This window comes from Rubrivirga sp. SAORIC476 (genome assembly GCF_002283555.1).
Taxonomy (GTDB): domain Bacteria; phylum Bacteroidota; class Rhodothermia; order Rhodothermales; family Rubricoccaceae; genus Rubrivirga.
On the sequence record NZ_MVOI01000015.1, the window covers coordinates 207806 to 218741 of the forward strand.

At 72.6% G+C, this 10936-nt stretch carries 11 protein-coding genes; 6 read left to right on the plus strand and 5 right to left on the minus strand.

Going from position 1 to position 10936, the window contains the following annotated elements; genetic code table 11:
• Window positions 1–18: 18 nt before the first annotated feature.
• The 3 genes from B1759_RS18600 to B1759_RS19500 all read left to right on the plus strand — a co-directional run bounded on the left by B1759_RS18600 (window position 19) and on the right by B1759_RS19500 (window position 3050).
• Window positions 19–777, plus strand: coding sequence for an acyltransferase (locus tag B1759_RS18600; RefSeq protein ID WP_198949025.1), 759 nt, complete (start codon window positions 19–21; stop codon window positions 775–777).
• 93 nt (window positions 778–870) lie between these two features.
• Window positions 871–2010: a DegT/DnrJ/EryC1/StrS aminotransferase family protein gene (locus B1759_RS18605; protein ID WP_233134445.1), complete on the plus strand. Its 1140-nt coding sequence runs from the start codon at window positions 871–873 to the stop codon at window positions 2008–2010.
• An 11-nt stretch (window positions 2011–2021) separates the two neighbouring features.
• Window positions 2022–3050 (plus strand): Gfo/Idh/MocA family protein, encoded by a 1029-nt coding sequence (locus B1759_RS19500; RefSeq protein WP_158225347.1) that lies wholly within the window; start codon window positions 2022–2024, stop codon window positions 3048–3050.
• 27 nt (window positions 3051–3077) lie between these two features.
• Here B1759_RS19500 and B1759_RS18615 read toward each other — a convergent pair whose 3' ends face one another.
• A complete protein-coding gene (locus tag B1759_RS18615) occupies window positions 3078–4253 on the minus strand; it encodes a pyridoxal phosphate-dependent aminotransferase (RefSeq protein WP_095516575.1) in 1176 nt (391 codons plus the stop codon).
• Between the two features lie 141 nt (window positions 4254–4394).
• On the opposite strand from B1759_RS18615, the gene B1759_RS18620 reads away from it, so the two are divergent.
• Window positions 4395–5828 carry a DUF4139 domain-containing protein gene (locus B1759_RS18620; protein WP_095516576.1) on the plus strand — a complete coding sequence of 478 codons (1434 nt, stop codon included), beginning with the start codon at window positions 4395–4397 and terminating at the stop codon, window positions 5826–5828.
• A 51-nt stretch (window positions 5829–5879) separates the two neighbouring features.
• Window positions 5880–7193 carry an exo-beta-N-acetylmuramidase NamZ domain-containing protein gene (locus B1759_RS18625; RefSeq protein WP_095516577.1) on the plus strand — a complete coding sequence of 438 codons (1314 nt, stop codon included), beginning with the start codon at window positions 5880–5882 and terminating at the stop codon, window positions 7191–7193.
• Window positions 7194–7199: 6 nt separating this feature from the next.
• Here the strand turns inward: B1759_RS18625 and B1759_RS18630 are convergent, their stop codons facing one another.
• The 4 genes from B1759_RS18630 to B1759_RS18645 all read right to left on the minus strand — a co-directional run bounded on the left by B1759_RS18630 (window position 7200) and on the right by B1759_RS18645 (window position 10098).
• Window positions 7200–7811, minus strand: coding sequence for a hypothetical protein (locus B1759_RS18630; RefSeq protein WP_143537493.1), 612 nt, complete (start codon window positions 7809–7811; stop codon window positions 7200–7202).
• A gap of 2 nt (window positions 7812–7813) precedes the next feature.
• On the minus strand, window positions 7814–8128 hold the full coding sequence (locus B1759_RS18635) for a DUF3098 domain-containing protein (RefSeq protein ID WP_095516579.1): 315 nt from the start codon (window positions 8126–8128) through the stop codon (window positions 7814–7816).
• 84 nt (window positions 8129–8212) lie between these two features.
• Entirely contained in the window at window positions 8213–8965 is a 753-nt protein-coding gene (locus B1759_RS18640; RefSeq protein WP_095516580.1) for a LytTR family DNA-binding domain-containing protein, read from the minus strand.
• Complete coding sequence (locus tag B1759_RS18645) at window positions 8962–10098, minus strand: sensor histidine kinase (RefSeq protein WP_095516581.1); 1137 nt, start codon at window positions 10096–10098, stop codon at window positions 8962–8964. Before B1759_RS18645 ends, B1759_RS18640 begins: the two co-directional genes overlap by 4 nt.
• Before the next feature lie 277 nt (window positions 10099–10375).
• Here B1759_RS18645 and B1759_RS18650 point away from each other — a divergent pair, with 277 nt between their 5' ends.
• Window positions 10376–10870: a fasciclin domain-containing protein gene (locus B1759_RS18650; RefSeq protein WP_095516582.1), complete on the plus strand. Its 495-nt coding sequence runs from the start codon at window positions 10376–10378 to the stop codon at window positions 10868–10870.
• Window positions 10871–10936 lie beyond the last annotated feature (66 nt).

A 10936-nucleotide genomic window follows, 5' to 3' on the forward strand; every position in this document is an offset into this window, starting at 1 on the left:
CTCCGCCAACGATCCGCCGTGTCCATCGCCTCTACCGCCCAGATCCACCCCACCGCCCAGGTCGCCGGCGACGCCGAGGTGGGTCACTTCGCCGTGATCGGGGCCGACGTGGAGATCGGAGGTGGGGCCGTGATCGGCCACCACGTCGTGATCCACGACGGCAGCCGGGTGGGCGCGAGCGTCCGCGTGGACGACCACGCCGTGATCGGCAAGCGGCCGATGCGGTCGCTGCGGAGCGCGACGACCTCGGCAGCCGAGATCGGCCCCGCCGTCGTCGGGGAGGGCTCGCTGATCGGGACGGGCGCGGTCGTCTACCGGGGCGCGACGCTGGGCGCTCGGGTTCTCGTGGCCGACTACGCGACGGTCCGCGAACGGGTCACGGTGGGCGACGAGACCATCGTCGGGCGCGGCGTCGCCATCGAGAACGACACGACGGTCGGCGCGCGGTGCAAGCTGGAGACGAACGCCTACCTCACAGCCTACTCGACCGTCGAGGACGACGTGTTCGTGGCGCCGGGCGTGCTCACGAGCAACGACGACTACATCGGCCGGACGGAGGCGCGCAAGGCGGCGTTCGCGGGGCCGACGATCCGCCAAGGCGCCCGCCTCGGGGTCGGGGCCGTCGTGCTGCCGGGCCGCGAGGTCGAGGCCGAGGCCGTCGTCGGCGCGGGCGCGGTGCTGACGGGGACGGCGCCCGGGGGGCGCGTGTCGGTCGGCGTCCCGGCCCGCGACGTGCGGGCGGTCGCGCCGGAGCAGTTGCGCGAGAACGGGGGCTGACGCGGGGGCATTCCGAGCGGCCCCGGCGCGCTTCACCGTGCGTCCCCAGAGCACCGGCTACCTTCGAGCCGACGCCACCCGCCCCCCCACGGAATGTCCCTCCAGATGGTCGATCTGCGCGCGCAGATCGAGGCCACCCGCCCCGAGATCGACGCGGCCCTTGCCGCCGTGCTGGACCGAGGCGCCTTCGTCCGCGGCCCCTTCGTCGCTGCCTTCGAGGAGGAACTGGCGGCCTACGTCACCGGGCTCGGCGCCGAACACGAGGTCCATGCATTGGGCGTCGCCAACGGGACGGACGCGCTCCAGATCGCGCTGATGGCGCTCGGCGTGGGCGTCGGCGACGAGGTGATCTGCCCGGCGTTCACGTTCGTCGCCACCGCCGAGGCCGCCGCGCTGCTCGGCGCGACGCCCGTCTTCGCGGACATCGACCCGGACACATTCAACCTCGACCCGGCGGGCGTCGAGGCCGCGATCACGGAGCGCACGAAGGCCGTCGTTCCGGTCCACCTGTTTGGCCAATGCGCCGACATGACGGCGTTGCGGACCGTCTGCGACGCGCACGGCCTCCCCCTCGTCGAGGACATGGCCCAGGCGGTCGGCGCGACGTGGAGCGGACGCCCGGCGGGCACGCTCGGCGCCCTCGGGACGCTCTCGTTCTATCCGTCCAAGAACCTCGGTGCGTTCGGCGACGGCGGCGCCATCCTGACGACCGACGCCGCGCTGGCCGACCGCGTCCGCCAGATCGCGAATCACGGGGCGGCGAAGAAGTACCACCACACGGCGGTGGGCGTGAACAGCCGGCTGGACGCGATGCAGGCCGCGATCCTGTCCGTCCACCTGCGCCACCTGCCCGTCTGGACCGACGCCCGTCGCGCGGCGGCGTCCCTGTACGACGAGGCGTTCGCCGAGGTGGACGAGGTCGTCCGTCCCGTCCGCCGGGACGAGGCGCGGCACGTCTTCCACCAGTACACCCTGCGCGTCCCCGCCGGGGCCCGCGACGCGATCGCGGCCGACCTGAGAGCCCGTGGCGTGCCGACGATGATCTACTACCCGGAGCCGCTCCACGTCATGGAGCCGTACCGTGCCGACGTGCACCTGCCCGAGACCGACCGCGCGTGCGCCGAGGTGCTCTCGCTCCCGATGCACCCCCACCTCTCCCCCGCCGACGTGACGCGCGTCGCCGACGCCGTCCGCGCGTCGCTGGCGTCGGTCCTCCCCGCCGTCGCGGCCTAGCCCCTCCCGCTGTGTCCTCGTTCGCCTTCACCGACTCCGTCCGCCTCGGCCAGATCGGCGTCGGCCGGTGGGGGCGCAACCTGCTCCGCAACCTGGCGGCGCTGCCCGCGGCCGACGTCGCCGCCGTGTGCGACCCGTCGGACCCCGCCCTCGCCGAGGCGGCCCGGCTCGTCCCCAACGCCCGCGCCACACGCAACGCGGACGCTGTCCTGGGAGATGACGCCATCGAGGCGGTCGTGATCGCGACCGAGACGCCGCTCCACTTCGAGATGGCCGAGGCGGCGCTCCTCGCGGGCAAGCACGTGTTCGTCGAGAAGCCGCTCGCCCAGACTGTCGCGCAGGCCGAGCGGCTGGTGGCGCTGGCCGACGAGCGCGGCCGGACGCTGATGGTGGGCCACCTGCTGCGCTACCACCCGGCGTTCCGCCACGTCGAGGAGTTGGCCGAGGCGGGCGCCCTGGGCGACCTGCGCTACCTCTACAGCGTCCGCGTCAACCTGGGCGTGGTACGGCAGAAGGAGAACGCCTTCGACAGCCTGGCGCCGCACGACCTGGCCGTGGCGCGGGCCCTCCTGGGCGAGGCGACCGCGGTGACGGCGCAGGGCCGGGCGTTCCTCCAAGAGGGCGTCGAGGACGTGGTGTTCGCGACCGTCGAGTACGGCGGCGGCACCCTCGCCCACATCCACGCCTCCTGGCTCGACCCCCACAAGGTCCGCCGGACGACGCTCGTCGGCAGCCAGAAGATGGCCGTCGTGGACGACATGGAGCCGGCCGAGAAGCTCCGCGTCTACGACAAGGGCGTCGACACCGTGGCCGGGTCGGCCGACCTCGCCGGGACGCTCGCAGTCCGCACGGGCGAGATCGCGGTCCCCTTCCTCCCCCCCGCCGAGCCGCTGCGGCTGGAGATGGAGGAGTTCCTGTCCGCCATCCGCCAGCACCGCCCGGCCCGCACGGACGGCGTCGACGGGCTGGAGGTCGTCCGCGTGCTGGACGCCGCGCGCGTGTCGCTCCGGGAAGGACGGCGCGTCGAGATCACTCGCTGACTGCCCCCGCCTCGACACCGAGGCCGGCTACCCGAAGGCGTCGACCAGCCGGTCGCAGGCCTCGTCCAGGACGGAGGCCTCCTTGGCGTAGCAGAACCGCAGGTGCCCGTCGCCGTCGGCCGGGTCGGCGAAGAACGACGGGCCGGGGACGCAGGCGACGCCCGCGGTCTCGATCAGCGTCGTCGTGGCCGTGCGCGCGTTCTCGAAGCCGGGCGTGCCCAGGCGGTCGCCGAGGCCGGCCAAGACGTAGTAGGCCCCCTCGGGCGGATCGGCGTCGAAGCCGCAGGCGCGGAGCGCGTCCACCATGCGCGTCCGCTTGGCCGTGTAGTCGGCCAGCATCTGGGTGTAGTAGGCCTCGGGCAGCGGGAGCGCGGCGGCCAGGCCGTGCTGGAGCGGGGCCGGGGCGCAGATCGTCGTCAGGTCGTTGACCAGCCCGATTTTCTCGGCCACCTCGGCGGGGGCCACGGCGTAGCCCAGCCGCCAGCCGGTCATGTTGAACGTCTTCGAGAAGCCCGACAGCGTGATCGTCCGCTCGTAGGCGCCGTCGCGGGAGGCGGGCGACAAGTGGCGGCGCCCGTCGTAGACCATGTGCTCGTAGATCTCGTCGGTGAGCACCCACAGGTCGTGCCGCTCCACCTCTGCGTAGAGGGCGGCCAGTTCATCCTCGGACCAGACCTTGCCCGACGGGTTGGCGGGCGTGCAGACGAGCACGGCCTTGGTGCGGTCGGCGATGGCATCGGCCAGCCGGTCGGGGTCGAACGTCCACCGCCCCCCGCCCTTCGTCAGCGGGACGGCCACGGGGCGGATGCCGTGGAGCCGCAGAATGCCTGCGTGGTAGCCGTAAAACGGCTCGAACAGAATCACCTCGTCGCCCGGCTCGAACAGCGTCAGCACAGTCGCCAGGAACGCGCCCGTCGAGCCCGTCGACACGACCACCGACTCGGGCCCCTCGACCGGGATGCCGTTGAACGACATGGCCTTGTCGGCAATGGCTTCGCGGAGCGCCTGCGTTCCGTTGTAGGCCGTGTAGATCTGCGAGCCGTCGCGGAGCGCCGCCACCGTTGCCTCCACGATGGGCGTGGGCGTGGCCAGGTCACAGATCCCCTGCCCGAGGTTGATGCCTCCGACGCGGTTGACCTCGAAGGTGACCGCCCGGATGTCGGACTGGCGGAGGGCGTCGGTGCGGGCGGCGAGCGGCTTCATCGAGATCGGGGTCGGGTAGGAGAAGATCGGTCACCCGCTCCCTCAACTCCGAACCATGAACCCTGAACTCTGAGCCCCGCACTCCCGGAGAGACTTTTCGGCCGGTCCGCGCGTCTTGTAGAGCGACCTTCCCCCTCCCCCATGCGCCCCGTCCTCCTCGCCCTCGCCCTCCTCCTTGCCGTGCCTGCCGACGCCCAGTCGCCCGTCATCTCGACGCCCGAGAGCCGGGAGGCCGTCTCGCTGACCGTCTACAACGGCGGCTTCGCCGTCGTGCGCGAGGTCCGGCCGCTCATGCTGAGCCGGGGCGTGACGACGCTGCGGTTCGAGGGCGTGCCCTCCCAGATCGACGCGACCAGCCTGTCGCTGGCCTCGCTCACCGACCCCGGCTCGCTGTCGGTGCTGGAGCAGAACTACCAGTACAACCTGATCGGCACCAACTCCGTCCTCGACGCGGCCGTCGGGCAGCGCATCCGGATCATCCGGCAGGTCGGCGAGAGCACGGTCGTGGACACGGGCGTGCTGCTGAGCCAGCCCAACCAGGGCCGCATCATCCGAACCGACGACGGGCGCGTGCTGGTCAACCCGGAGGGCACCATCGAGTTGCTGACGCTGCCCGAGGGGCTGCTGAGCCGCCCGTCGCTCCTGTGGCGGCTGGAGTCCGACCGCGCCGGCGAGCAGCGCGTCGAGGCGCGCTACCTCACCAACGGCATGACCTGGAAGGCCGACTACGTGGCTGTGGTCAACGAGGCCGAGAACCGGGTCGACCTGACGGGCTGGGTGACGCTCCAGAACAACTCGGGCGCGACCTACCCGGACGCCACGCTCCAGTTGATCGCGGGCGACGTGCGCCGCGTCCAGCCCAACCGTCCCGAGATGATGTACGACGCGATGGCCGAGGCCGCACCGGTCATGGCCCGCATGCAGTCGGCCCCGCAGCAGGAGGCCTTCTTCGAGTACCACCTGTACAGCTTCCCCAACCCGACCACCATCGCGGACCGGGAGACGAAGCAGCTCGAGCTGCTCTCGGCGGCCGATGTGGGCGTGAGCCGCCGGCTCATCTTCGACGGCAGCGGACAGTACTTCCCGTTCTACCGCGCCCCGCGGCCCGGCGCCGTCGGCAACGAGATGAGCGCGGCCGTCGTGCTGGAGGTCGAGAACGCCGAGACCAACAACATGGGGATGCCGCTCCCGGCGGGCATCGTCCGCGTCTACAAGGCGGACCGGCGCGGCAACCTGCAGTTCCTCGGCGAGGACCAGATCGACCACACGCCGCGCAACGAGACCGTCCGCCTCTACGTGGGCGACGCCTTCGACGTGGTCGGCACGCGGCGCGAGATGGGCAACCGCCGCATCAACGACCGGACGCGCGAGATCACCGTCGAGGTGGAGGTCCGCAACCGGAAGGAGACCGCCACCGAGGTGGACGTGGTCGAGCGCGTCTTCTGGGGCGACTGGGAGATCACTGACTCGAACGTTGAGGCCACCCGCCTCGACGCCCGCACGGCCCAGTTCACGGTCCCGCTCGCGCCTGACGAGACCGTGACGGTCCGCTACACGGCGCGGCTGCGGAACTAGGGCGGGATGCGGGATGCAGAGGACGGGAGGGATGCGGCATCTTGCCCGTCCATGCTGACCACCACACGCCGGACGATGACGCTCTCCTCCCTCCTCCTGCTGCTTTCGCTGGCCGCCTGCCTCGGCGACGCGCCCCAGCCGTCCCCCCGCCCCCCGTCCGTCGTCCCCAGCCCCCCCGTCTCGACCGGCGCCCAGCGGCTGGTGGACGATGGATTCGGGACGCTCGACGGGATGCGGGTCGGGCTGGTGACGAACCACACGGCGCGGGTCGATACGGCGGACGGTGGGCCGGGGCACCTGATCGACCGGCTCCACGCGGCACCGAACGTGACCGTCGGGGCGCTGTTCGGGCCGGAGCATGGCATCCGCGGCGACGCCGAGGCGGGCGCAGGCGTCTCGGGCGGCGTCGACGCCACGACGGGCGCGCCGGTCTACAGCCTGTACGGCCGCTCGAAAAAGCCGACCCAGGCGCAGCTCCGCGGCCTGGACGTGCTCGTGTTCGACATGCAGGATGTTGGCGCGCGGTTCTACACCTACATCTCGACGATGGGCTACGCCATGCAGGCGGCCGCCGAGGCGGGCATCCCGTTCGTCGTGCTCGACCGACCCAACCCCATCGGCGACCGCGTCGAGGGGTTCCTGATGGAGACCGCCCACGAGTCGTTCGTCGGCCTGTTCCGGATCCCGGTCACGCACGGGCTGACGGTCGGCGAGCTGGCCCGGATGATCGTCGGCGAGGAGTTGATCGGGGGCGTCCGCGACCTTGACCTGCGCGTGGTCGAGATGGCGGGCTATGCCCGCGGGATGGCCTGGGAGGACGCCGGGCTCCCGTGGGTACCGCCGTCGCCCAACATCCCCGACGTGGAGACGGCGCGCGTCTACCCCGGCACGGCGCTCTTCGAGGGGACGACGGCGAGCGAGGGCCGCGGCACGCGCGTCCCGTTCACCCACGTCGGCGCCCCGTGGGCCGACGCCGACGTGCTGGCAGCGGAGTTGAACGGTGCCGGCCTGGCGGGCGTCCGCTTCGAGCCCGCGCGCTTCACGCCGGTCGACCTCCCCGGCCAGGCGACCAACCCGAAGTGGGAGGGCCGCGAGATCGGCGGCGTGCGCCTCATCGTCACCGACCCGGAGGCGTTCCTCCCCCTCGCGACCGGCGTCTACGTCGTGGACGCGATCTACCGGCAGGCCGGCTCGTCAGCCCGGCGCGACTTCTTCAAGGCCGACTGGATGGCGAAGCTGACGGGGTCGCATCGCCTCCGCCGCGCGCTCCAGTCCGGGACGCCGCCTGCCGAGGTCGTCGCCCAGTGGCGCACCGAGGCAGCGCTGTTCGACCAGACCGCGGCACCGTACCGGCTCTACGACTAACCGCGCTCAGCCCGCGAGGTCGATCCGGACGAGCCGATAGGTTCCCTCGACCACGTCGAACGTGAGGATGACGGCCGACTCGGTCAGTGCCTCGTCCTCGCGCACGACGTTGCCGTCGCCGTCGTACCCCACCGTGACGGTGGCGACGCGCGCCGTCCCCTCCCGGCGGAAGTCCCGCGCCGTCAGCGCCAGGATGCCGTCGCGGAAGGGGCCCTCACCGAACGCCGCGTCGTACAGCATGGGGAAGTCCGCCTCGGGCAGCACGTCGGAGAAGGCCGTCCTGGCCCGGACGGCAGACCGGCCCTCGCGGACGGCCGCGAGAAACGCCGGGAAGGCCGTCCGGAAGTCGGGCGCGACCGGGGCCGCGGTGGCCTGGAGGGCGCTGTCGCGGGCGAGGCTGTCGCGACGGAGCGAGTCGGCCCGGAGGCTGTCCGGATGGAGCCGTGGGTCCGAGAACAGGCCGGAGTCGGCGTAGACGGTGTCGAGGGGCGCCCCTCGGCGCGCGCCGGGCAGCAGTTCGGAATCCGCCGGGGCCTCGGTGACCTCGATGCCCTGCGGCTTGTCGCCTCCGCAACCGCCGAGGAGCAGCGCGGCCAGCACGAGGAGGGCGCGCGGCACCGTCACGCCTCGGCGGGCTCCGTCGAAGCAGCGGGCTCGGGGGCCACGTCGCGTGGAACGCCCCACAGCACGGCCGCGGCCACGCCCAGGTAGCCGCCCAGCAGCAGCAGCGGCGCCACGATCAGCGAGAGCGCGCTGTCGACCGGGTTGGCGCTCGTGGCGTTGTCGACCATCATGAGCGCGTAGCCGAGCACGATCAGGCCGACGGCGCCGAGCAGCATCCGGTAGTTGAGCCGGTCGAACGGCATCGTCGTGACGCCGCGCGTGGTGGTGCGGGGCGTCGGGGAGGGGGAGCGGCGCGTGGAGCGGGAGGCCATGAGGTCGGGAGCGTACGAACGCAAGATAACGGTCCCCTCGTCCCAGCGATGTCACGGGCCTTTCCCGTCGAGCGCGAGGAGGCCTCACCCCCCCAGCCGCTTCTCGAGGTCCTTCCAGTAGCGGCGCGACGCCCTGAGCTCCGTCCCATCCCGCAGACGGACCCTCGCGTCGCCCGCCGCCGTCAGCCGCACGTCGCGGACGCGGTCCACCTGGACCAGCGTCGAGCGGTGGATGCGGACGAAGCGACGCCCGTCGAGCCGCGCCTCCAGCCCCGAGAGCGTGTCGCGCAGCAGGTGCTCGCGCGGGCCGACGTGGAGCGCGACGTAGTCGCCCGCCGCCTCGGCCCAGTCGAGGGCCTCGGTCGGCACCACGACCAGCTTGTCGCCCGTCCGGACGAGGAGCCGGTCGATGCCCGGCGACGCGTGCTCGTCCAGCAACTGGCGGAGGCGCTCCGGGAGCGGCTCCCGAGAGCCGCAGTGCGCGCGGGCCTTATCGAGCGCCCGGAAGAATCGAGCGTCGTCGTACGGCTTCACGAGGTAGTCGATGGCCGCCGCGTCGAAGGCCCGGAGCGCGTGGTCGTCGAAGGCAGTCACGAAGACCGTCGCGGGCATCTTGTCCGGCCCGACGGCCTCGACCACGCCGAACCCGTCGAGGTGAGGCATCTGGACGTCCAGAAACACGAGGTCCGGCGAGAGCCGGTGGATGGCATCGACCGCGGCCCGGCCATCGACCGCCTCCCACAGCAGGTCCACGTCCGCGACGCCGTCGAGCAGCATCCGGACCGTCTCGCGGGCGAGCGGCTCGTCGTCGGCGACCAGGGCGCGGAGGGCGCTCACGGGTCGATGGGCAGCACGACCTCCGCGACCATCCCGCCCCCGTCCCGCGGACGGAGGATGAGCGTCGCGGCGTCCCCGTAGAGCGCGTGGAGCCGCGCGCGGGTGTTGGCGAGGCCGACTCCCGTGGAGGGGCGAAGCCCGATGTTCGCCTCACTCTCCGCCCCCGGCCCGTCGTCCTCGACGGCCAGCCGGAGGCGCCCGCCCTCGACGGCCGCGCGGACCGTGATGCGCGCCGCCCCCGAGTGCGATGCGACGGCGTGCTTCACGGCGTTCTCGACCAGCGGCTGGAGCGTCCACGCCGGCACGCGGACGGCGCGCGCGGCCTCGTCCACCTCCCACATGACCGTCAGCCGCGGGCCCACGCGGACGTTCTCCAGGGCGAGGTAGCGGTCCAGCATGTCCACCTCGCGGGCCAGCGGCACCTCGGTCGCGCCGTCGGTCTCGAAGCTCGACCGGAGCAGGTCGCCGAGTTGCCCGAGCATCGTGACCGCCTGGTCCGCCTCCCCCTTCCGCACCGTCGCGCCGACGGCGTGCAGGGCGTTGAACAGGAAGTGCGGGCGGACCTGCATCTTGAGTGCCCGCAGTTCGGCCTGCGCGAGGTCGGCTTCGAGGACGGCCTGGCGGCGCTCCCGCTCGCGGGCCCGAGCCATCGCCAACGCCACCCACGTCGAGGCCACGATCAGCCCGTAGGCGACCACGTTGACGGGAAACCGCAAGGCGTAGTGCGTCTCGAACGTCGCGAGCGTCCAGTCGCTCGGGAGCCCCGCGAATCGGAACGCGGCCACGTTGCCGGCCGCGTGGACGCCGAGCGCGACGGCGGCGCCCGCGACGTGAGCCGCGACGATCTGCCACACTGGCTCCTGGGGTCCGACCCGAGCCGCCAGCCACACCACGGGCGGCGTCAGCAGCGCCCAGAGGAGCCAGTTGGGGAGGGTCGTCCACAGCGCGAGGCGCCACGCGACGGGCTCACCCGCGAGCGTCTGCTCGATCGAGATCTGGCCGAGCGCGATGACGGCGGGGACGGCCCACAACGCCGCCACGACCACCGCCGCGCGGGTGTAGGGCCACGGAGCACGTGGCTCCTCCAGCGTGCGGGCGACAGAGACGGACGGAGCGGAGGCCGGAAGCGCCATGGCCACAGGATGTTCGGCCGCTGGCCCCGGTTCCAGATGGGGGCAAGAGGAAGCCGGCGTGAGCACGGCCCCACCCCGCCCGCCTCGGTGCCGGGGCCGACACGGTGCTGGAAGCGGCACCCGGCCGGTCCGAGCTGCCCCGAGTCACCGGCCCACGCCACCGCTCGGCCGCCTCGTCCCACCGCTCGCCGATTCGAAGGACCGAACCGCCCCTGACACACGGTTGAGCTCCCACCTTCGGCACCCGCCGACTCCTCTCCCCTCTCCTTCTTTCGCCATGCGCCTCCGCAGTCTCCTCCTCGCCCTCCTCGCTCTTCCGCTGGCGGCCTCCGCCCAACACGACGACATCGTCGACATCGCCTCCGCCAACGACGACTTCTCGACGCTCGTCGCCGCCGTCCAGGCCGCCGACCTGGTCGACGTGCTCAAAAGCGACGGCCCGTTCACGGTGTTCGCGCCGACCAACGCCGCCTTCGCCCGCCTCGGCGACGACGCCATCGAGCGGCTCCTCCGCCCCGAGAACCGCGCCCAACTGACGGCCATCCTGACGTATCACGTCGTGCCGGGCCGCTTCACGGCGGATCGGATCTCCGCCCTCGACGAACTCGAGACGGTCAACGGCGAGTCGCTGTCGCTCGGCGTCCGGGTCGACGACGCGGAACTGGTCGCGACCGACATCCGGGCGTCGAACGGCATCGTCCACGTCATCGACCGGGTGTTGATGCCGCGCGAGATGCCAGCCCCGGCCCGCCGCCGGTCCTCGCACCACTGACCCTGGCCCCTCGGCCCGTCGACGCGGGGCTCTCTCGGTAGGGAGAGTCCCGCGGTTTCTCTGTGG

What these genes read in the sequence shown, in the direction of transcription:
- B1759_RS18605 (WP_233134445.1), top strand. Translation starts at nt 871, where the DNA reads ATGTCCCTCCAGATGGTCGATCTGCGCGCGCAGATCGAGGCCACCCGC.
- B1759_RS18625 (WP_095516577.1), top strand. Translation starts at nt 5,880, where the DNA reads ATGCTGACCACCACACGCCGGACGATGACGCTCTCCTCCCTCCTCCTG.
- B1759_RS18620 (WP_095516576.1), top strand. Translation starts at nt 4,395, where the DNA reads ATGCGCCCCGTCCTCCTCGCCCTCGCCCTCCTCCTTGCCGTGCCTGCC.
- B1759_RS18645 (WP_095516581.1), bottom strand. Translation starts at nt 10,098, where the DNA reads ATGGCGCTTCCGGCCTCCGCTCCGTCCGTCTCTGTCGCCCGCACGCTG.
- B1759_RS18635 (WP_095516579.1), bottom strand. Translation starts at nt 8,128, where the DNA reads ATGGCCTCCCGCTCCACGCGCCGCTCCCCCTCCCCGACGCCCCGCACC.
- B1759_RS18650 (WP_095516582.1), top strand. Translation starts at nt 10,376, where the DNA reads ATGCGCCTCCGCAGTCTCCTCCTCGCCCTCCTCGCTCTTCCGCTGGCG.
- B1759_RS18615 (WP_095516575.1), bottom strand. Translation starts at nt 4,253, where the DNA reads ATGAAGCCGCTCGCCGCCCGCACCGACGCCCTCCGCCAGTCCGACATC.